19 protein-coding genes, 2 tRNA genes and 3 rRNA genes are annotated in these 20,859 nt (G+C 42.3%); 17 read left to right on the top strand and 7 right to left on the bottom strand.

Annotated features, from left to right (window positions below; genetic code table 11):
* Positions 1–17 precede the first annotated feature (17 nt).
* Positions 18–581 (top strand): L-threonylcarbamoyladenylate synthase, encoded by a 564-nt coding sequence (locus FLM54_RS00140; protein WP_178954462.1) that lies wholly within the window; start codon positions 18–20, stop codon positions 579–581.
* 2 nt (positions 582–583) lie between these two features.
* Positions 584–1,501 (top strand): oxygen-dependent coproporphyrinogen oxidase, encoded by a 918-nt coding sequence (gene hemF, locus FLM54_RS00145; RefSeq protein WP_178954464.1) that lies wholly within the window; start codon positions 584–586, stop codon positions 1,499–1,501.
* A gap of 46 nt (positions 1,502–1,547) precedes the next feature.
* On the opposite strand, the gene FLM54_RS00150 is transcribed toward hemF, so the two are convergent.
* Entirely contained in the window at positions 1,548–3,152 is a 1,605-nt protein-coding gene (locus FLM54_RS00150) for a methyl-accepting chemotaxis protein (protein WP_178954466.1), read from the bottom strand.
* 102 nt (positions 3,153–3,254) lie between these two features.
* Positions 3,255–3,692 carry a group II truncated hemoglobin gene (locus FLM54_RS00155; RefSeq protein ID WP_010392770.1) on the bottom strand — a complete coding sequence of 146 codons (438 nt, stop codon included), beginning with the start codon at positions 3,690–3,692 and terminating at the stop codon, positions 3,255–3,257.
* A 52-nt stretch (positions 3,693–3,744) separates the two neighbouring features.
* Between FLM54_RS00155 and aroE the strand changes: the two genes are divergently transcribed.
* Positions 3,745–4,569 carry a shikimate dehydrogenase gene (gene aroE / locus FLM54_RS00160; protein ID WP_010392772.1) on the top strand — a complete coding sequence of 275 codons (825 nt, stop codon included), beginning with the start codon at positions 3,745–3,747 and terminating at the stop codon, positions 4,567–4,569.
* Positions 4,566–4,820 (top strand): DUF1488 domain-containing protein, encoded by a 255-nt coding sequence (locus FLM54_RS00165; RefSeq protein ID WP_008467093.1) that lies wholly within the window; start codon positions 4,566–4,568, stop codon positions 4,818–4,820. Before aroE ends, FLM54_RS00165 begins: the two co-directional genes overlap by 4 nt.
* Before the next feature lies 1 nt (position 4,821).
* Here the strand turns inward: FLM54_RS00165 and FLM54_RS00170 are convergent, their stop codons facing one another.
* Positions 4,822–5,361 carry a gamma carbonic anhydrase family protein gene (locus FLM54_RS00170; RefSeq protein WP_138609086.1) on the bottom strand — a complete coding sequence of 180 codons (540 nt, stop codon included), beginning with the start codon at positions 5,359–5,361 and terminating at the stop codon, positions 4,822–4,824.
* 580 nt (positions 5,362–5,941) lie between these two features.
* On the opposite strand from FLM54_RS00170, the gene FLM54_RS00175 reads away from it, so the two are divergent.
* The 13 genes from FLM54_RS00175 (at position 5,942) to FLM54_RS00235 (ending at position 17,886) form a co-directional block, all read left to right on the top strand.
* Positions 5,942–7,477 (top strand): 16S ribosomal RNA (locus FLM54_RS00175).
* Between the two features lie 76 nt (positions 7,478–7,553).
* Positions 7,554–7,630: transfer RNA gene (locus tag FLM54_RS00180), tRNA-Ile, on the top strand.
* A 111-nt stretch (positions 7,631–7,741) separates the two neighbouring features.
* A tRNA-Ala gene (locus FLM54_RS00185) sits at positions 7,742–7,817 on the top strand.
* 304 nt (positions 7,818–8,121) lie between these two features.
* Positions 8,122–11,006: ribosomal RNA gene (locus tag FLM54_RS00190) — 23S ribosomal RNA — on the top strand.
* Positions 11,007–11,143: 137 nt separating this feature from the next.
* Positions 11,144–11,258, top strand: a 5S ribosomal RNA gene (gene rrf, locus FLM54_RS00195).
* Together the 16S, 23S and 5S rRNA genes with 2 tRNA genes alongside form the textbook arrangement of a ribosomal RNA operon.
* A gap of 492 nt (positions 11,259–11,750) precedes the next feature.
* Entirely contained in the window at positions 11,751–12,683 is a 933-nt protein-coding gene (locus tag FLM54_RS00200; RefSeq protein WP_008113289.1) for a hypothetical protein, read from the top strand.
* Between the two features lie 25 nt (positions 12,684–12,708).
* Entirely contained in the window at positions 12,709–13,608 is a 900-nt protein-coding gene (locus FLM54_RS00205; RefSeq protein ID WP_041709155.1) for a DUF350 domain-containing protein, read from the top strand.
* Positions 13,609–13,612: 4 nt separating this feature from the next.
* Entirely contained in the window at positions 13,613–15,334 is a 1,722-nt protein-coding gene (locus FLM54_RS00210) for a polyamine aminopropyltransferase (protein WP_178954468.1), read from the top strand.
* Between the two features lie 80 nt (positions 15,335–15,414).
* The gene (locus tag FLM54_RS00215; protein WP_008113284.1) at positions 15,415–15,828 is read left to right on the top strand and encodes a YjfI family protein; all 414 of its coding nucleotides are present in this window, start codon (positions 15,415–15,417) and stop codon (positions 15,826–15,828) included.
* Between the two features lie 89 nt (positions 15,829–15,917).
* Positions 15,918–16,610, top strand: coding sequence for a PspA/IM30 family protein (locus FLM54_RS00220; protein WP_055013441.1), 693 nt, complete (start codon positions 15,918–15,920; stop codon positions 16,608–16,610).
* A 71-nt stretch (positions 16,611–16,681) separates the two neighbouring features.
* The gene (locus tag FLM54_RS00225) at positions 16,682–17,320 is read left to right on the top strand and encodes a DUF4178 domain-containing protein (protein WP_138609634.1); all 639 of its coding nucleotides are present in this window, start codon (positions 16,682–16,684) and stop codon (positions 17,318–17,320) included.
* Complete coding sequence (locus FLM54_RS00230) at positions 17,317–17,637, top strand: hypothetical protein (RefSeq protein WP_010392540.1); 321 nt, start codon at positions 17,317–17,319, stop codon at positions 17,635–17,637. The genes FLM54_RS00225 and FLM54_RS00230 overlap by 4 nt, the downstream gene beginning before the upstream one ends.
* A gap of 63 nt (positions 17,638–17,700) precedes the next feature.
* Positions 17,701–17,886: a hypothetical protein gene (locus FLM54_RS00235; protein ID WP_021033113.1), complete on the top strand. Its 186-nt coding sequence runs from the start codon at positions 17,701–17,703 to the stop codon at positions 17,884–17,886.
* Positions 17,887–17,901: 15 nt separating this feature from the next.
* Here the strand turns inward: FLM54_RS00235 and FLM54_RS00240 are convergent, their stop codons facing one another.
* The 4 genes from FLM54_RS00240 to FLM54_RS00255 form a co-directional block, all read right to left on the bottom strand.
* The gene (locus tag FLM54_RS00240) at positions 17,902–18,303 is read right to left on the bottom strand and encodes a hypothetical protein (protein ID WP_010392543.1); all 402 of its coding nucleotides are present in this window, start codon (positions 18,301–18,303) and stop codon (positions 17,902–17,904) included.
* A gap of 10 nt (positions 18,304–18,313) precedes the next feature.
* Positions 18,314–18,832, bottom strand: coding sequence for a hypothetical protein (locus tag FLM54_RS00245; protein ID WP_178954470.1), 519 nt, complete (start codon positions 18,830–18,832; stop codon positions 18,314–18,316).
* 108 nt (positions 18,833–18,940) lie between these two features.
* Positions 18,941–20,320, bottom strand: a complete 1,380-nt coding sequence (locus FLM54_RS00250) for a class II fumarate hydratase (protein WP_178954472.1) — start codon at positions 20,318–20,320, stop codon at positions 18,941–18,943.
* A gap of 213 nt (positions 20,321–20,533) precedes the next feature.
* A complete protein-coding gene (locus tag FLM54_RS00255) occupies positions 20,534–20,719 on the bottom strand; it encodes a hypothetical protein (RefSeq protein WP_008113269.1) in 186 nt (61 codons plus the stop codon).
* Positions 20,720–20,859: the final 140 nt, after the last annotated feature.

Here is a 20,859-nt window from a genome sequence, read left to right on the forward strand (position 1 = left end):
TATCTCTGGAGACAATTTTGTCTGACCTTTCTTCTTTATCTGCTGCAATAACAAGCTTAGAACAAGGCGATGTTATTTTATACCCAACTGAAGCTGTTTATGGCTTAGGTTGCGATCCTGATAATCAACAAGCGGTGGAGCGTTTACTTGATATTAAACAACGCCCAGTTGAAAAAGGGCTTATTTTAATTGCTGACAATTACGGGCAATTATTAAAGTACGTGGATGACGCTAAGTTGCCCATGGACAAACGCGCTGATATTTTTTCAAGTTGGCCTGGTGCTATTACCTGGGTTATGCCTGCAGCTAAAACCACGCCGAAGTGGTTAACAGGGCAATTTGATACTATTGCAGTGAGAGTAACTAACCATCCTACAGTTAAACGTTTATGCCAAGAGTTTGGTAAACCATTGGTATCAACAAGTGCAAATTTAACTGGTCAAGCAACGGTAACAAGTATTATTGAGGCGCAGCAGCAGTTTGCAGATCAGGTTAGTTTTTATGTTGATGAACCATTAGGTGGTAATACACAACCAAGCACCATTAAAGATGCCACAACAGGCAATATATTCAGAGGTTAACTATGCAAAGCGAATTATTAAAACAAGTAAAAGCCTACTTTATGGCTTTGCAAGATACCATTTGCCAAGGCTTAGAAGCAGCAGATGGGAAAGCACAATTTGTTGAAGACAGCTGGCAGCGAGAAGAGGGCGGCGGTGGTCGTACTCGCGTTATTACCAATGGTAATGTGATTGAGCAAGGGGGAGTTAATTACTCTCATGTATTTGGTGCCTCTATGCCGGGCTCTGCCACTGCACATAGACCTGAGCTTGCAGGACGTAGTTTTCATGCGTGTGGTGTATCGTTAGTGATTCACCCTAAAAACCCACATATACCAACAAGCCATGCCAATGTACGTTTTTTTATTGCCGAAAAAGAAGGTGAAGAACCGATTTGGTGGTTTGGTGGTGGTTTTGATTTAACCCCGTTTTACCCTGTACTTGAAGATGTAGTGCATTGGCACCAAGTTGCGCACGATGTGTGTCAGCCATTTGGCGATGATGTTTATCCAAAATATAAAAAATGGTGTGACGAATACTTTTATTTAAAACATCGTGATGAAACCCGCGGCGTAGGCGGCTTATTTTTTGACGATTTAAATGAGTTAGGTTTTGAGCAAAGCTTTGCATTTATGCAATCGGTGGGTAATGGCTTTTTAGATGCTTACGTTCCTATTATTGAACGTCGTAAAAACGATCAGTACACCGAACAACAACGTGACTTCCAATTATACCGCCGTGGTCGTTATGTTGAGTTTAATTTAGTCTGGGACCGTGGCACATTGTTTGGTTTACAAAGCGGTGGCCGTACGGAATCTATTTTAATGTCGATGCCACCTTTAGCCCGTTGGGAGTATAACTATACCCCAGCCGAAGACAGCGCAGAGGCATTACTATATAAAGATTTCTTAAAGCCTCGAGATTGGTTAGCACTGGGCTAAGAATGATATGCCAGTCAATAAACGGCTTATTGACTGGCTTTTAAAATTATCGCTTAAGTTTAAAACTGCGTACCTGCTCATCTAACGAGCGAGCTAAGTTGAGTAACTCTTCACTGACTTTTTGATTTTCATCGGCATCCACTAATGATTGCTCGGCGTTATCGCTAATACCAACAACACTTATATTTATTTCTTCAGCAGCTTGGTTTTGTTGCTCTGTTGCATCGGCTATTTGTATATTGAGCTCATTTATTTCATTCATTTGCCCTGAAATATCTTTTAAAGCTTGTGCAACTTGCTGTACTTGTTGCGCTCTTTCGTCTGCCTCTGCACAGGACTCCCCCATGGTTTTAACGGTTTGCGCGGCTTCTGACTGCAGCTTATCAATGGTGCGACGTATTTCATCAGTAGATGCATGAGTTCGAGTTGCTAAAGTACGTACTTCATCAGCAACAACGGCAAAGCCTCGGCCAGCTTCACCTGCACGGGCAGCTTCAATGGCAGCATTAAGCGCTAATAAATTTGTTTGCTCGGCGATACTGCTGATCACCTCAAGTACTTTTCCCACTTCAAGCGTTTGCTCTTGCAGCTGTCTTACTTGATCTGCCGCTTGGCGTACATCTTCTGCTAATTGATTAATACTGAGTTCGGTTTGCTCTGCAACCTGCATGCTTTGTTGTGCTAGTTCATTACTGTTCTCAGATTTTTCTTGAGCAAAATGGGTGGTGTTTCTTACTTCATTGGATGAGCTTTCTAGTTCATTAATTGCTGCGGCTACCGAGTCGGTACTTTTCTTTTGTTCTAAAATAGCGCGTTCGGTGGTATCGGCCGAGGTATAAATTTTCTCTGCTGAATGAATAAGCACTTTTGAAGAGTGAGATACCTGTGCAATGTTATCTTTAAACGTAGCAATCATTTGGTTAAAGCTGGTGGCAAGCCAGCCGAGTTCATCTTCGGCGTTATCTTCAATGCGTAAGGTTAAATCTTTATTGGTAGTAGCTAAGTGCATTGCATGGCCGAGCTTTTTAAGGCGCACTATAAATATTTTTCTAAACACTATACCTAGCAGCACAAAGGCAATAATAAAAATAGTAGAAAGTAGGCTGGTGGTTACTAAGGTGTTGTAAGTTACCTCATTATCAATATCAGCTAAGGAATAACTAATTTTTACCACGCCTAGTACATCGCCTTCTTGCGCTTGGTGGCAGCCTAAACAGTTAGTACCTTTATAATCAGAGCTAGCATACATAGGACGTAGGTAGGTCATACTGCGGCTATCGGTGTTTTGCTCTATAAATAAGCTTTCTTTACCCTTTAGTGCTTCGCGTTCGTTGTTATTACTTGCTGTTTGGTTTTTATTTCCGGAACCATACAGATTATTAACTATATCGGAGCGAATAATATGAGCATCTTCTATATTAGGATGTTTGCGTAACTTTTGGCTCAATAATTCTCGATTAGCCATAGTACCGGTTAGCATCATGGTGTTTATTGAATCAAAATAATTATCGGCAAGCAGCTTAATGTTTTCTGCCACCGTATCCTGGGCGAGCGTGCGTTGTTGGCTAGCACTACTAAAAATACTGGCTATCAATACAATAACGCCAGTTAGAGCTAATAAAGCATAAATTTTATGTTGGATTGATTTCACACGTGCCACGCTTTTCTAATTATTTGATAGGGTATTATCTATATTTTAGAAAAGCGGGTTTTGACTTAGCGCAAATAATCCCCAATTAAAGAACGAGGTAGGTTAATGCTGGTTAATCATATGGCTGGCAAGCTGAGCCAGTGACTGACGTAAGCCTTCGCGTAACACAGGGTTATCTATTTCTATATCTAAGGTCTTATTCATGCAATACATCCACTGATCACGTAAGTCTTGATCAATAGGGAACGGCATATGACGTTTACGCAGCATCGGGTGGCCGTGTTTTTCTACAAATAGGTCAGGCCCACCAAGCCAACCGGATAAAAACTCAAAAAATACTTGGCGAATTCTGTCTAATGGTTGAGGATGCATATCATATAACGGTTTAGCGTATTCATCACTGGCCATTATATCGTAGAATCTATTGGCAATTGCACGCGTGGGGGCTTCTCCACCAATGATTTCATACGGGGTTTTATCTGGCGTAGGTGCTTGCGTAGTTGTAGACGGCTTTGATCTTGAAAAGAGTCTTTTAATCATAAATTTATCATCGTTAATAGGCAGTACTAAAACTGCGAAGAGGTTGTTTAAAATGGACAAATATGCGGTTTTTGGAAATCCAATCAAACATTCAAAATCTCCCATTATTCATCAGCAGTTTGCAAAATCATTGGGAGAGCAAATCGACTATCGCGCAATATTAGCACCTATCGATGGATTTGAAAAAACAGTCGCTGCTTTTTTTGAGCAAGGGGGAAAAGGCGCCAATGTCACTGTTCCTTTTAAAGAGCAGGCTTTTGCTTTAGCCGATGAACTCACCCCAGTTGCTAAACTGGCAGGCGCAGTGAACACCCTTAAAAAGCGCGATGATGGCAGTTTACTCGGTGATAACACTGATGGCACTGGTTTTGTTAACGACTTACTGACCAATAAAATAACGATAACAGGTAAACGCCTGTTGATCATTGGTGCGGGTGGCGCTGCTCGAGGAGTGATCTTACCTTTACTAGAGCAAAATCCCGCAGAGATAGTTATTGTTAATCGCACAGTACACAAAGCCCAAACATTGGCAAAGCTCTTTACTGGGCATGGCAATGTTTCGGGATATGGTTTTGACGACCTTCCTTTTACTGATTATCATTTAGTTATTAACTCAACCTCGAGCAGCATGAATAACGAATTACCTGCGTTAAGCGAAAAGCACTTAAGCACATGTGAAATGGCTTATGATATGTTTTACGCCACGCAAAATACGCTATTCATGAATTGGGTCAGCGAACACAATAAAGCAGCTAAGCTATTAGATGGCAGTGGTATGCTAGTAGGGCAAGCCGCCCAAGCTTATTATGTATGGCGAAATAAAATGCCTGAGATTGTTCCTGTTATTACTGCACTAAAGCAGGGAGTGCTTAAATGAATCAAGCAATACAGTTTATAGATCGACTCGAATTTAGAGAGCCAACTCATCAATTAGTTTTTTTTGCACAAGTAAATGGCATGCTAGTTGAGTGTGTGATTGCTGTCAGTAGTTTAAATTTAGCCGATGAGAGTCATGCAACGCGTTATTTTGAGCAATACCGTTTTGATTATGAAGAACGTGCCGAGCAGCTTATCGAAGATGAATGCTATAACTCGGCAGGTCAAATAGAAGTGAGTTTAGTTAGTTAAATTAACTAGCGTCTTCAGCTAAGTATTCATCTTTAAGCTGCACGTAATTATCAGCAGACACTTTTAAAAAGCTCAGCTCTTGCTCTGTTAATGGGCGAGCTTGTTTTGCTGGGCTACCTACATATAAAAAACCAGACTCTAAACGCTTATTAGGGGGTACTAAAGCACCGCCACCAATAATAACCTCATCTTCTACAATCACATTATCCATAATAATAGCGCCCATACCCACGAGTATACGATTACCTAATATGCAGCCATGTAGCATTACCTTATGACCAACGGTTACATCATCACCAATAATAAGTGGGTAGCCGTCTGGATTATTCTTTGTTGCTCTTGATAAGTGTAAAACGCTACCATCTTGTATATTAGTACGCTGACCAATACGAATATGGTTAACATCACCACGGGCAGCAACTAACGGCCATACACTGCTATCATCACCTATAGTGATATCACCGACTAATACAGACGACTCGTCTACATAAACAGATTCATTAAACGCAGGAGTGATTCCTTTATAAGAACGTATTGCCATATATGCACCTTTAAATTAAACATATTAAGAGTATTAGTGTAACAGTAGCGCTTATTTTAGTGCCAGCAAAGCCTATATTGATTATAAAACTACCAGTTTCACGTGCTTTCGCTCAGATACTAACCGAACAGTGTGTTTTTTTAGTTTTTCTTTAAAAAAGTACTTGCGTAAAAATCTGTTCTCCCTATAATGCGACCCCACTGAGACGGGGAACGCCAACGCATAGCGAGGCACGAACTACTCAGAGAGTTAAATAAAACTTGAGTTTAAATCATCGTAAGAAAGTTTGAAATTAAGTGTTGACTCGAAAAATAAAGGATGTATTATACGCATCCCTAGCGACAACGTCGCAACGTTCTTTAACAATATAAAGCAATCATCTGTGTGGGCACTCGTACAGATTGAGTTCTAACAGCCAAGCTACTTAGGTAGTGAGGCAAACAAATTTAGAGTCTCAATTGAAACTGAGTGACCAACAGCAATAACTACTTAGGTAGGAATTGCAGCACAGTCAATTCAATATCGAAAGATATTAAATAAATTCAGAATTCATTGAGCTGTCGAAAGACATAAAACTTTTTAATTGAAGAGTTTGATCATGGCTCAGATTGAACGCTGGCGGCAGGCCTAACACATGCAAGTCGAGCGGTAACAGAAAGTAGCTTGCTACTTTGCTGACGAGCGGCGGACGGGTGAGTAATGCTTGGGAACATGCCTTGAGGTGGGGGACAACAGTTGGAAACGACTGCTAATACCGCATAATGTCTACGGACCAAAGGGGGCTTCGGCTCTCGCCTTTAGATTGGCCCAAGTGGGATTAGCTAGTTGGTGAGGTAATGGCTCACCAAGGCGACGATCCCTAGCTGGTTTGAGAGGATGATCAGCCACACTGGGACTGAGACACGGCCCAGACTCCTACGGGAGGCAGCAGTGGGGAATATTGCACAATGGGCGCAAGCCTGATGCAGCCATGCCGCGTGTGTGAAGAAGGCCTTCGGGTTGTAAAGCACTTTCAGTCAGGAGGAAAGGTTAGTAGTTAATACCTGCTAGCTGTGACGTTACTGACAGAAGAAGCACCGGCTAACTCCGTGCCAGCAGCCGCGGTAATACGGAGGGTGCGAGCGTTAATCGGAATTACTGGGCGTAAAGCGTACGCAGGCGGTTTGTTAAGCGAGATGTGAAAGCCCCGGGCTCAACCTGGGAACTGCATTTCGAACTGGCAAACTAGAGTGTGATAGAGGGTGGTAGAATTTCAGGTGTAGCGGTGAAATGCGTAGAGATCTGAAGGAATACCGATGGCGAAGGCAGCCACCTGGGTCAACACTGACGCTCATGTACGAAAGCGTGGGGAGCAAACAGGATTAGATACCCTGGTAGTCCACGCCGTAAACGATGTCTACTAGAAGCTCGGAACCTCGGTTCTGTTTTTCAAAGCTAACGCATTAAGTAGACCGCCTGGGGAGTACGGCCGCAAGGTTAAAACTCAAATGAATTGACGGGGGCCCGCACAAGCGGTGGAGCATGTGGTTTAATTCGATGCAACGCGAAGAACCTTACCTACACTTGACATACAGAGAACTTACCAGAGATGGTTTGGTGCCTTCGGGAACTCTGATACAGGTGCTGCATGGCTGTCGTCAGCTCGTGTTGTGAGATGTTGGGTTAAGTCCCGCAACGAGCGCAACCCCTATCCTTAGTTGCTAGCAGGTAATGCTGAGAACTCTAAGGAGACTGCCGGTGATAAACCGGAGGAAGGTGGGGACGACGTCAAGTCATCATGGCCCTTACGTGTAGGGCTACACACGTGCTACAATGGCGCATACAGAGTGCTGCGAACTCGCGAGAGTAAGCGAATCACTTAAAGTGCGTCGTAGTCCGGATTGGAGTCTGCAACTCGACTCCATGAAGTCGGAATCGCTAGTAATCGCGTATCAGAATGACGCGGTGAATACGTTCCCGGGCCTTGTACACACCGCCCGTCACACCATGGGAGTGGGTTGCTCCAGAAGTAGATAGTCTAACCCTCGGGAGGACGTTTACCACGGAGTGATTCATGACTGGGGTGAAGTCGTAACAAGGTAGCCCTAGGGGAACCTGGGGCTGGATCACCTCCTTATACGATTTAGAACTTATTTGTTCGTAGTGTCCACACAGATGATTGTTAATTGTAAAGAGAACAACACTTATTGTTTGGGTCTGTAGCTCAGCTGGTTAGAGCGCACCCCTGATAAGGGTGAGGTCGGTAGTTCAAATCTACTCAGACCCACCACTTCTTCTTAATACTTCGTTGTAAGCTTCGTTGTTTAGTGAACTAAACGGCCTAAACTTACGCCTTGTCTTAAAAAGAAGTCGGTATACAAACAGTAAGACCAGCATATGTGGGGCTATAGCTCAGCTGGGAGAGCGCCTGCCTTGCACGCAGGAGGTCAGCAGTTCGATCCTGCTTAGCTCCACCACTTTACTTCTTAAAAATAAATATTCTTTTATCGGGTAGCACAATCACCTGAGAATAGAGTGTGTTTAATTTTGAGAAGTTTTTGATTCTCTGCTCTTTAAAAATTTGGAAAAGCTGATAATAAAATTCGTATGAATACATTGTATTTGTACAGAGTTTTCAAAAGTAAAAAAGAATGATAGCAGTATCATTCAGTGCCATTTAATAAACGTTTTACGTTTGTTGATTGGTATCTACTTTAGTATTCAATATTAACTTCTGGCGAAGTTAAACTGTCACAAAACAAAGACCCGTTTGGGTTGTATGGTTAAGTGACTAAGCGTACACGGTGGATGCCTTGGCAGTTGGAGGCGATGAAGGACGTATTAACTTGCGATAAGCCTAGTCAAGCTAGTAAAAAGCACTTGAGACTAGGATTTCCGAATGGGGAAACCCACCTGCTTGCAGGTATCGTTAACTGAATACATAGGTTAACGAGGCGAACGCGGAGAACTGAAACATCTAAGTACCCGTAGGAAAAGAAATCAACCGAGATTCCGATAGTAGCGGCGAGCGAAATCGGAACAGCCCTTAAGCTTATTATGTGTTAATGGAAGGCTCTGGAAAGTGCCACGATACAGGGTGATAGTCCCGTACATGAAAACGCATTTTAAGTGAAATCGAGTAGGTCGGAGCACGTGAAACTTTGACTGAATATAGGTGGACCATCATCTAAGGCTAAATACTCCCAACTGACCGATAGTGAACCAGTACCGTGAGGGAAAGGCGAAAAGAACCCCTGTGAGGGGAGTGAAATAGAACCTGAAACCGTGTACGTACAAGCAGTAGGAGCCCCTCGAGGGTGACTGCGTACCTTTTGTATAATGGGTCAGCGACTTATATTTTGTAGCGAGGTTAACCGATTAGGGTAGCCGTAGGGAAACCGAGTCTTAACTGGGCGAATAGTTGCAAGGTATAGACCCGAAACCCGGTGATCTAGCCATGGGCAGGTTGAAGATTGAGTAACATCAATTGGAGGACCGAACCCACTAACGTTGAAAAGTTAGGGGATGACCTGTGGTTAGGAGTGAAAGGCTAATCAAACCGGGAGATAGCTGGTTCTCCCCGAAATCTATTTAGGTAGAGCCTCGGACGAATACTTACGGGGGTAGAGCACTGTTAAGGCTAGGGGGTCATCCCGACTTACCAACCCTTTGCAAACTCCGAATACCGTAAAGTAATATCCGGGAGACACACGGCGGGTGCTAACGTCCGTCGTGAAGAGGGAAACAACCCAGACCGCCAGCTAAGGTCCCAAAGTCATAGTTAAGTGGGAAACGATGTGGAAAGGCCCAGACAGCCAGGAGGTTGGCTTAGAAGCAGCCATCCTTTAAAGAAAGCGTAATAGCTCACTGGTCGAGTCGGTCTGCGCGGAAGATGTAACGGGGCTAAACTATGCACCGAAGCTGCGGATTCAGAATTTATTCTGAGTGGTAGGGGAGCGTTCTGTAAGCGGTTGAAGGTGTACCGGGAGGTATGCTGGACGTATCAGAAGTGCGAATGCTGACATGAGTAACGATAATGCGGGTGAAAAACCCGCACGCCGGAAGACCAAGGGTTCCTATCCCATGTTAATCAGGGTAGGGTAAGTCGACCCCTAAGGCGAGGCCGAAAGGCGTAGTCGATGGGAAACGGATTAATATTTCCGTACTTGGTATAATTGCGATGGGGGGACGGAGCAGGCTAAGCAAGCATGGCGATGGTAGTCCATGTGAAAGTGTGTAGGCTAGTGACTTAGGTAAATCCGGGTTGCTGTTAGGCTGAGACACGAGACGAGTCACTACGGTGATGAAGTTGCTGATGCCATACTTCCAGGAAAAGCCTCTAAGCTTCAGATTATACCGAATCGTACCCCAAACCGACACAGGTGGTCAGGTAGAGAATACTAAGGCGCTTGAGAGAACTCGGGTGAAGGAACTAGGCAAAATCGTACCGTAACTTCGGGAGAAGGTACGCTCCGATTGGTGATGAGACTTGCTCTCTAAGCTGATTGGAGCCGCAGTGACCAGGTGGCTGGGACTGTTTATTAAAAACACAGCACTGTGCAAAATCGCAAGATGACGTATACGGTGTGACACCTGCCCGGTGCCGGAAGGTTAATTGATGGGGTTATCTTCGGAGAAGCTCTTGATCGAAGCCCCGGTAAACGGCGGCCGTAACTATAACGGTCCTAAGGTAGCGAAATTCCTTGTCGGGTAAGTTCCGACCTGCACGAATGGTGTAACCATGGCCACGCTGTCTCCACCCGAGACTCAGTGAAATTGAAATCGCAGTGAAGATGCTGTGTACCCGCGGCTAGACGGAAAGACCCCGTGAACCTTTACTACAGCTTGGCACTGAACATTGAACCTACATGTGTAGGATAGGTGGGAGACTTTGAAGCAGAGACGCTAGTTTTTGTGGAGTCGTCCTTGAAATACCACCCTTGTAGTTTTGATGTTCTAACGTTGGCCCCTGAATCGGGGTTACGGACAGTGCCTGGTGGGTAGTTTGACTGGGGCGGTCTCCTCCCAAAGAGTAACGGAGGAGCACGAAGGTTGGCTAAGTACGGTCGGACATCGTACGGTTAGTGTAATGGTAGAAGCCAGCTTAACTGCGAGACAGACACGTCGAGCAGGTACGAAAGTAGGTCATAGTGATCCGGTGGTTCTGAATGGAAGGGCCATCGCTCAACGGATAAAAGGTACTCCGGGGATAACAGGCTGATACCGCCCAAGAGTTCATATCGACGGCGGTGTTTGGCACCTCGATGTCGGCTCATCACATCCTGGGGCTGAAGTCGGTCCCAAGGGTATGGCTGTTCGCCATTTAAAGTGGTACGCGAGCTGGGTTTAGAACGTCGTGAGACAGTTCGGTCCCTATCTGCCGTGGGCGTTTGAGAATTGAGAGGGGTTGCTCCTAGTACGAGAGGACCGGAGTGAACGAACCGCTGGTGTTCGGGTTGTCATGCCAATGGCATTGCCCGGTAGCTACGTTCGGAACTGATAAGCGCTGAAAGCATCTAAGCGCGAAGCAGGCCTCGAGATGAGTTCTCACTAGACTTTTAAAGTCTCTGAAGGGCCGTTGAAGACTACAACGTTGATAGGCAAGATGTGGAAGTGGTGTGAGCCATTAAGCTAACTTGTACTAATTACCCGTGAGGCTTAACCATACAACGCCAAACGCGTTTTATGTGATAGTGAAACAAGCGAAGAAGTTAATAGACTAAAGTAGATTACTGAAAACTTTTATTATCAGAAATTCCAAATTTTAGTTAGTGCGTAGCGATACGGACTGACACCAAATTTGCTTGGTGACAATAGCGTTTTGGACCCACCTGACCCCATGCCGAACTCAGTAGTGAAACGAAACAGCGCCGATGATAGTGTAGCATTTGTTATGTGAAAGTAGGTCATTACCAGGCTCCAAATAGTAGAAAGCCCGATTCGAAAGAGTCGGGCTTTTTTACGTCTGCAGGAAAGTGAAAATATTAGCTATCAGCCGTCAGCTATCAGTTGCACTGCGTTAATCAGACAACCGTAGCATGGGTTGAGTATCACGAAACCCACGGATAAAAGAACACGAAGAACACGACAGAGGATGAGTCGGGCTTTTTTACGTTTGGAATAAAGTAAAAGAAGGTATTAGGTTAAAGGAAGAGAATTGATCAGAGCCGACCCTAAGGCATTCTACTGCGTCATCACAACGAAGTAGCGCACCCACTCCAAATATAGTCAGTATACAGCCCTCAGTTTTGAAGTATTACCATCAGCACTCCGTCTTTACTGATCTTAGTTATTCTCCTTGCATCTTTAAACTAGTCCCTAAATTATCATCTTGTTGCAATTTCATTGTTGGTTTAATAACTGTCCTGTGTAAAACTATCTAGGATAATTTAGTAAATCAGGTGACATGAATGTCGAATATAAAAGCTTGGAAACTTCTCAGCCTGTTTTGTTTGTTTACAGCACTGATTGGTTGTCAATCTAAAGAAGAACAGCTACAACAAACAATTCAAGAGTCCATTAAAAAGGCCGATGTCGAGCTTACTCAGCTTGGTAAAGCACTTGATAATGGTAGTATACGTAATGCGATTATTCTTAAAGAATACAGTCGTATCCTTAAACAACAGCAGCCTGAACTCAGTAAGGTTGTTGATGTCGTTAGCCTTGATGCCACACGCCAAGGAGCCCTTTATAGTGGCTTAACCCAACGTCTTGATGATATTAAGGGTAATTACTTAATTCCTCCTTACGAAGACACTTTATACAATATTGATTTATTGCGTGAGGCGGCCAAGCCAACGTTATTTTCTGATGCCTTAACCGATCCTATTAATATGCTTGCGGATATGTCGAATGGCTCTTTGGCACGAGTTGGCGCTATAAGCCAAAAAGCTGAAGGCCAAGGGGTTGGTAACCAAATGGTAGGTAATCCTAACTATGGTAATTGGCAAACGAATAGTAGCGGTATTAGTTTTTGGCAATGGTACGGCATGTACCGTATTTTGGGTGATGTATTTGACCGAGTTGAATACGGAAGTTGGAGTAAACGCCGCAAGTATAGTTACTACAATGACTATGGTCGTACTCGTTACTCAAGCCCTAAACAAATAAAAACCCAAAGTGCGTTAGAAACACGTACACGACAATCTTACCAACGCCAAGGCAAGCAGTTTACTAGTCCTTATGCGAGTAAAAAAACAGGTGCATCAGGTTTGAGTCGCAGCAGTTATACGCCGCCTAAAAGTCGCAGCAGTTACTCAAGAGCGAGTAGTTATAGCAATAATTCAGGATCGGTTCGTAATAGCAGTAGCAGAACCTCGCGCGGCGTAAGTCGTGGTAAGTAAAGAATAACGTTGGAGTTAGAATAATATGTATGAATTTAATGGAATAACTATGTGGTCTTTGCAAGCACTGTCAGTAGACTTTGCAATTATCATCTTACTGTTTGTGAGCCTAAAGTATATTAAAGGTTGGGTGTCTAATTTACATGCTAATGATGAAATTACCGAGCGAGATAACTTTGCATTCGGAATAAGCTTTGCCGCTGGCTTAGTTGCCCTTGCGATTGTATTAACGGGTGTAAGTAGTGGTGCTTTTGCTGCTACGTTACAAAAAGAAGCTCTGTTAATGCTTGGCTATGGTGCATTAGCAATTTTGCTTATAAAGCTGGGTCACTTTTTTCAAGATAAAGTGGCATTGCGTAAAGTAAGCTTACATAACGAAATAGTCAAAGGTAACGTTACTGCGTCAATTATTGATTTTGGCCATGTAGTTAGTGTTGCGGTGGTTATTCGCTCTGCACTATTGTGGGTTGCTACCGAAGGCTGGCATGGCATTCCTATTGTGATTGCCGCTTTTGTGATTGGTAGTGTGGTACTGCTTTTAGTAAGCCAATACCGAGTGCAATTATTTAAACGCACCAATAAAAGCGGTGATTGCCTACAACAAGCCATTGTTGATGGTAATTTAGCAGTAGGTGTTCGCTATGCCGGCTTTTTAATTGGTAGTGCATTAGCCATTACTGCTGCAACAGGTATTGCTCCCTATGCTGCCGATAATATTAACGCGAGTTTACTTTACTGGGCGCTAAGTGCCGTTGTTAGTTTGGTTGCTTTCATTTTACTGCACTTACTGACGATTAAAATCATTCTTGCTGGGTGTAATATTTCAGATGAAGTGAATCGTCAAAAGAATGTGGGTGTTGCCGCTATTTCTGCAGCAGTGTCATTTGCTGTCGGGATCACTATGGCCACACTACTGGGTGCATAATCACGTGTCATCAACTCAAGCTTCCCCAAGTAAATTTAATTTACTTGGGCATGATATTTTACTGATCACTGTTATGGCCGTACTCGCAGGGTGCGGCCTTATTTATGAATACTTACTTTCTCATTACGCTGGCCGAGTACTAGGCTCAGTTGAGAGTGCAATTTACGCCATGATAGGCACTATGATTGTAGCTATGGGGATGGGTGCATTTTTAGCGCGTTGGTTTAAAGATGCCTTTACCGCATTTGCCTGGCTAGAAAGCATTATTGCGCTCATAGGTATGGGCTGTATATTAGCCATTGCCAGTATCATTGCTGTTAGTTATTCACTCCCTCATTTATTCTCAAGTATTTTTAATATTCCACCTGACGTTATTCTTAATGGTTATGTGTTTCAAAAGCTGCAAGAGTGGTCTCGCTTTTTACCTTATGTATTTGGCTTAATATTAGGGCTATTTATTGGTATGGAAATACCGCTTATTGCGCGTATTCGCCAGCATGTTTATGGACGTTTTTTAGAAAATAACGCCGGCACTATATATGGGGCTGACTATATTGGCGCCGGTATTGGCGCGGCAATTTGGGTGAGTATTATGCTCGCGATGCCAATAATGCAAGCCGCTGCTTGGACAGCGCTATTTAACATTATTGCCGGCCTTGCCTTTTTATGGCGTTACCATAGCTATGTACGCTTTGCTAAGTTGCTATTGGTTTGCCATATATTACTGCTGGTGTTATTCGCTTTTATTTTGCAGTTTGGTAGTAGCTGGATGGATAATCTAAGTAACGTACTATACAAAGATAAAGTTATTTATTCCCAAGCAACGAAATACCAGCATGTGGTGTTAACCGAACGCTTAAGTAAAAATCAGCCACAGCCAATCACCGATCTATACTTAAATGGTCGTTTGCAGTTCTCTAGTGTAGATGAGCAAATATATCACTCAATGCTGGTTTATCCTGCAATGCTCGCATCTAATCGTCATGACCGTGTTTTGATTATTGGTGGCGGTGACGGATTGGCCATGCGTGATGTATTAAAGTGGCCGGTTGAGGAAGTGACTTTAATTGATTTAGATGGACAGCTACTCAATTTATTTGGTCATAAAGATAACAAATACACACCGCCTGATGATATTAAACAGCGATTAGTGGCACTCAATAATGAATCGATGCATGACCCCCGAGCAAATATTATTGTGGGTGATGCATTTTTAGAAGTTGAGAGGCTACTGGATCAGGCTAAGCAGTTCGATACTATCCTAATTGACCTGCCAGACCCTAATCATCCCGATCTGAATAAGATGTATAGCGACTATTTTTATAACCATGTGCGTCAATTATTGGCACCTGATGGTGCTATGGCGGTACAGTCAACCTCGCCTTATCATGCAAAAAAGGCATTTTTAAGTATTGCTAAAACCGTTAAAGCCGCAGGTTTTGATTATGTAGAGCAATATCAGCAAAACATCCCTTCGTTTGGCCAGTGGGGGTGGACTATTGCTACTAAAATGGGGCAATCACCAAGTGCACGTATTAGCAATATAACGGATATGCCAGTGCCATCTCGGTGGATTAGTAAAAAATATTTATTAGCCAGTTTTGCATTTCCTAATAACTATTTTGAACAAGTTAACAATATTGAAGTCAATAGGTTAGGTTCTGGTCGTTTATATGATTATTACCGGGCTGCTTGGCAAATAGAAAGTGAATTGTATAAAAATTAATAAAACACGGTTGACATAATATGTCGACCATGCGAATCTTAACTCAGACATAATATGTCAAACGACAAAAAGGCAGAGACATGGAATTAAATGAACTTTCAATAAAATTAGCGTCTTTTGAAACTGAGGGTGCTAACTTTGAGTCTTTCTTGATTGCCAATCCAGGTGAGCAAGATGTTTTACAAGTCATTGTTGATGGAAACGATGAGCTTCCAATTTTTGTTACCCAAACACAAGAGCAATTATTATGTATTAGCTACTTGTTTGGTGAAGACGAAGTAAAAAGCGAGTTACGCGACGAGTTAAACGAAACACTACTGCGTTTAAACGTACCAATTCCGCTAAGTGCATTTGCCAAAATCGATAATAAATATGCGATTTTTGGTGCACTTTCGGTAAATTCATCATTAGATGACGTTACCCACGAACTAGTGACGTTAGCGGATAACGCAATTGATGCACTAGAAGCCGTGACCTTGTATTTAAACGATTAGGATACCCGCCTAGGTAAGTGCTGATTGCTAATAGTATATGGCTCTCGCTTTACCTAATAGGATATAAACAAGTTTTTGGAGTTAAGATTATGAGTATTTTAAAAAAATTATTTACAGCGGTACGTGGTGGCGCGCGTGAAGCGGGCGAAGCAATTGTTGATGCGAATGGTATTCGTATTTTTGAACAAGAAATTGCCGATGCACAAAATGCACTAAATCGTGCTAAAAAAAGCCTGACAGAAGTAATGGCTAAAGAGATGCAAACCAAACGTAAAATTAGCGCAGTAGATGCATCAATTGCTGAGCACGAAGCGTATGCAGGTCAAGCCCTTGAAAAAGGGAATGAAGCATTAGCATTAGAAATTGCAGAAAAAATTGGTGACTTTGAAGCTGAGAAAGCCGAACACGAGCAAGTATTAGCGGGCTTTACTAATCACATAGTGACCTTGAAGCAGCAAGTTAAAGATGCTGAAAAATCAATTAAAGAAAACCAGCGTCAGCTTACTATGGTTAAAACCACAGAAAGCGTTCAACAAGCGACAATGGCTGTAAATAGCACGCTTAATACTAATAGCTCGTCGATGACATCAGCTCGTCAGTCGCTTGAGCGCATTAAGCAACGCCAACAAGACCGTACTGATCAATTAGGTGCTGCAAAGTCTCTAGAAGCAGATGTTAATGGCGATGATTTAAAAGCTAAAATGGCTGAAGCGGGTATTGGTGATACCAATCCAAAAAGTGCTGATATTTTAGCGCGCATTAAAGCGAAGCAAAATAGCTAACATTTAGAACCATATTAAAAAGGTAACCGAGTTTTGCTCCGTTACCTTTTTTGCTTACAGAGGCACCTTATATGTTTAATTTTTTCAAATCTAAAAAAAAGCCAGAACGTCAGCTTAATCACGCGAGTGACCTTAAAAAAGGTGACATGTTTACAGTGATTGACTCGTTTGCTTATCCTGCATGGCTCAAAGGCCAAACACTTCGCGTTATTGATGTGCAAACGTATCAGTACCAACATAGTAGTGATACTGAATTCGTACTTGAAACTAACACAGGCCAAGTGGTGTTTTTACAAATAGAACAAAACGATGGTGAGCAGTGGGCTAATTTCTCAATAAAGATTCAGCGTGATGATGTTGATGAAGTATTTGGTTTGGATGAGTTTTCACGTATTTTTGATGAAGAATCGTTAACGCATATTACAGTTAAAAATACGCCTGAGCGCTTAATGCAGTTTTTAGCTGGCAGTTATCAACAAAGCGAATCACCTTATGTATGTTATTTTCATAATAAAGATTTTCGTGGCCAAGCGCTACCTCGCTATGAGCAAGACGGTGGTGAACCCTGTGAAATGATTTGTTTAGCGTCACCCGATGAAGGGCATAGCGTTAATATCGAAATTTGGGAGGGAGGTGAAACAGAAGTATCACTGACATTAACTCGCCCAATTAGCGATATCGTTGACTTGTTTCCTGGAGATGCCCAGTGAGTGATGCTAAAGACAAGTGGTTGCGCCAAGAGCAAGCTGTGCGCGCCACGCAAATGGCCTTTGATTTGAGTAGTGAGGTACAAAAGTCGATAAAAAAACAAGCTATCGACCAAGAACTTACTCCCTCAGATATGATCCGCAAAATTTTAGGCCTTGATGTAAAGTCTAAAAAAACACGGCAGCGTTTATCGTTTAATTTAAATGATGATGAAATAGCGCAATTGGCTAGTCGGTTTGAAGTTGCAGTAGATGATAAAAGAGCGGTAAAGCAACAGGTAGCAGATCTACTCATTGAGCATACAAAAAAGACTAAGTAACCCTTTTGCCTTCTTTATATAAAATACTTACACTGAGGTTATTATTTCTAAAGAAGTGCAGCTGTGAATATTATATTGATTGCCTACTTACTTATGTTTGCGTTATTTGGCACAGCGGCAAGCTACTTTGTGCGTTTTATATATGCTTATTGGGTACAAAAGAACATGCCTTTGGAATACATTTTTAAGGCTGGTGTATGTATTTTCATGGTAGTGGTTATTTCGGTGTTAATACCACTATTAAATTAACACCGAAACGAACTGCTACTGGTAATTAACGGTTTTACATTGGTTATCAATACATAAAGAGTGAACTTCTAGCACTGGTGAACAGTCATCGAACTCAAGCGCAGTGTTATTTTTTTGTTCTTGCTGAGTGATTTTTTGTGCTAATTGCTCGGCATGCTTTTGAGAATTATTTAATGTTGAATACACAACATACTTACTCGGCCCCCCACAGACACGCGAGCCAACACCTAACACCTTACATTGATAACTGGCTGTGCAGCTTTTATTACTTGTAAGCTCATTAAGCTGAGTATTTAAAACAGATTCACTCGCGTTTTGAGCTGTGCTTGGTGTTAGTGCGCTACTGCAACCGCTAAGCAGCATAGTCATGACAACACTGGCAGCTGATAGTTTAATTACGGATGACAAACAACTCATAATCTAATCCTTAAAATACACTTACCGCAGAGCCTTCAAGTTTAACACATTTATTTTCAACGCACTGGGTACTAGGCGCAGTTAAATGTTGGCAAATACTCATCATGCCTTTTTGCGCATTATAAGTACTTTCCAATTGAGTAATTGTATCGCTTAGGGCTGAAACCTGTTTTTGGGGGGCGCTTTGTGTAGAGTACACAATATAATCGCTCGGTCCACCACAGGCACGGCTACCAACAGCATTCACTTTACACTGTGAACTCGTTGAACATTGCTTATCTGCTATGAGGCTGTTTAGCTTAGCTTTTGCTGTTTTAATATCATCAAGCGACACTTCTTTTGCTGCATCAGCAGGTAATGGCTGTGCTATTTTATTTTGCTTATTCGCTTGTGGTAATTTTTGTTGCGGTATCGGCGTAGACGTATTTTCTACCGCATTGGTTTTAGTTTGCTCAGTTTTATTTGAGGTTGTTTCTAAGCACGCCGTTAAGCAAAGCGGTAGCAGTAGAGCGAGTAATGGAGTACGCATAATCGTTCCTGATAGTGATGAATTATTCATCACTATCATACACTGTGCATTCATTACAGCAATAAAAACTCTACTATCAACATATTAAAGAGGTGATAAGGAGAGTTTTTAAGTTAACCCGCCTTGCGTTAATTTAGCTGGATTGAGTAATGCCTCTAATTCTGATCGAGATAGGTCGGTTTCTTGCTCAGCGATATCAATAATTGGCTGTGCTTGCTGATAAGCTTGCTTAGCAATTTTTGCTGCTTTTTCGTAGCCAATAACAGGGTTTAGCGCAGTCACTAAAATCGGGTTTTTAGTTAATGCTTTATCTATCTGAGTTTGATTAACTTTAAAGCTAGCAATGGCTTTATCTGCCAACACTTGCGCGCTATTAGCGAGTATCTCGGTACTTTGCAAAATATTGTAAGCGATTACCGGCAGCATTACGTTAAGCTCAAAGTTGCCAGCTTGGCCTGCAACCGTAATAGTTGCGTCGTTACCAATGACTTGGGCGCTAACCATTGCAGCGGCTTCTGGGATCACCGGATTCACTTTACCAGGCATAATTGATGAGCCAGGCTGTAATGCTTCAAGTTCAATTTCTGAAAGTCCCGCAAGTGGGCCTGAGTTCATCCAACGTAAATCGTTGGCTATTTTCATTTGTGCAACTGCATAGACTTTTAGCTGTCCTGATAAAGCGACAATCGCATCTTGCGATCCAATATTATAAAAAAAGTTATCGCTAGGGGTAAATTGAATCCCTACCTTTTCAGTTAGCTGTGTGGCAAATAGAGCGGCAAATTGTGGGTCGGCATTAATACCTGTACCTACTGCTGTGCCACCTTGCGCTAGCTCACAGACACGTATTAGTGCATGCTCAATACTGCTAGCTGCATGCTTAACCTGCGATTGCCATGCGCTGAGTGTTTGCTCAAAAGTTATTGGCATTGCATCCATTAAATGAGTGCGCCCAGTTTTAACTATGTGACCGATGTCTGCTTTTTTTTGCTCTAAGGCGTCTGCTAAATTTGCTAGTGCTGGCAGTAATTTTTTATCAACGCTGATCGCACTACTCAAAGCAATCGCAGTGGGAATAACGTCATTAGAGCTTTGCCCCATATTCACATCGTCATTTGGGTGAATAGCTTGGTTAGCTTGTTTTGAGGCTAAGCTCGCAATGACCTCATTAGCATTCATATTTGAGCTAGTACCTGAGCCAGTTTGAAAAATATCAACGGGGAAATGCTCATAATGCTTACCATCAATAATTTCTTGGCAGGCATGGTCGATCGCATTTGCTTTCGTTTTATCTAAATGGCCTAGTTTGAAATTGGCTATTGCAGCGGCTTGCTTGATATACGCTAAGGCAATAATAAATTGCTGCGGCATTGTGAGGCTACTGATCGTAAAGTTATTGATGGCGCGTTGGGTCTGTGCTTTATAAAGTGCGTCAGCAGGCACGTTGAGTGTGCCCATGCTATCTGATTCTGTTCTAAAGTTACTCATTAGTACTCCTATAAAAGAGAATATATGACATTTAACTACGCTATATAAAAAGATATGGTGCTGTTATTACTATTTACAACGGTATAGCTAAAAAGTAGAGGGCGTCAAGGTAAGCTAATGATGGAACAAAATAAAAAGTCGACTTAAACTGATTTTAAGTCGACTTAAATAATGTATTTATATAAACAGCCGGTTACAAGGCTAAACAGAATTTTAATTGTAGCCAAGAATAAATATTTGGTCTGTTTCATGTTTGTTTTGTGCCTTTTGAGTATTTTTTACATGAGAAAGTAAGTCGATAACCGTTGCTCTACAATCTGTTTCATAACTCGTTTTATCTAGGCTTTTGTCTGTAACTGCCATTGCAGCATCTACTGCGGTATAAGGTGAAATATACATAATGTTATCCTTTTGTAGTTTAGTACTCATTAAGTGAGTAATTTAATAAAAGCATATAGCGTACCAGCTCGGTAAAGATAATTTAACGTATTGAAATTGATGTTATTTTATTATTTTGGTCAATTTACTCACGACAGAAT

It is taken from the genome of Pseudoalteromonas sp. Scap25, from assembly GCF_013394125.1.
Lineage (GTDB): Bacteria > Pseudomonadota > Gammaproteobacteria > Enterobacterales > Alteromonadaceae > Pseudoalteromonas.

Bases quoted from the DNA above. Each gene is read 5' to 3' on its own strand.
- FLM54_RS00240 (WP_010392543.1), bottom strand. From the start codon at position 18,303: ATGAGTTGTTTGTCATCCGTAATTAAACTATCAGCTGCCAGTGTTGTC.
- FLM54_RS00155 (WP_010392770.1), bottom strand. From the start codon at position 3,692: ATGATTAAAAGACTCTTTTCAAGATCAAAGCCGTCTACAACTACGCAA.
- FLM54_RS00200 (WP_008113289.1), top strand. From the start codon at position 11,751: ATGTCGAATATAAAAGCTTGGAAACTTCTCAGCCTGTTTTGTTTGTTT.
- FLM54_RS00245 (WP_178954470.1), bottom strand. From the start codon at position 18,832: ATGCGTACTCCATTACTCGCTCTACTGCTACCGCTTTGCTTAACGGCG.
- FLM54_RS00170 (WP_138609086.1), bottom strand. From the start codon at position 5,361: ATGGCAATACGTTCTTATAAAGGAATCACTCCTGCGTTTAATGAATCT.
- hemF (WP_178954464.1), top strand. From the start codon at position 584: ATGCAAAGCGAATTATTAAAACAAGTAAAAGCCTACTTTATGGCTTTG.
- FLM54_RS00220 (WP_055013441.1), top strand. From the start codon at position 15,918: ATGAGTATTTTAAAAAAATTATTTACAGCGGTACGTGGTGGCGCGCGT.
- FLM54_RS00255 (WP_008113269.1), bottom strand. From the start codon at position 20,719: ATGTATATTTCACCTTATACCGCAGTAGATGCTGCAATGGCAGTTACA.
- FLM54_RS00225 (WP_138609634.1), top strand. From the start codon at position 16,682: ATGTTTAATTTTTTCAAATCTAAAAAAAAGCCAGAACGTCAGCTTAAT.
- FLM54_RS00215 (WP_008113284.1), top strand. From the start codon at position 15,415: ATGGAATTAAATGAACTTTCAATAAAATTAGCGTCTTTTGAAACTGAG.
- FLM54_RS00250 (WP_178954472.1), bottom strand. From the start codon at position 20,320: ATGAGTAACTTTAGAACAGAATCAGATAGCATGGGCACACTCAACGTG.
- aroE (WP_010392772.1), top strand. From the start codon at position 3,745: ATGGACAAATATGCGGTTTTTGGAAATCCAATCAAACATTCAAAATCT.
- FLM54_RS00205 (WP_041709155.1), top strand. From the start codon at position 12,709: ATGTATGAATTTAATGGAATAACTATGTGGTCTTTGCAAGCACTGTCA.
- FLM54_RS00165 (WP_008467093.1), top strand. From the start codon at position 4,566: ATGAATCAAGCAATACAGTTTATAGATCGACTCGAATTTAGAGAGCCA.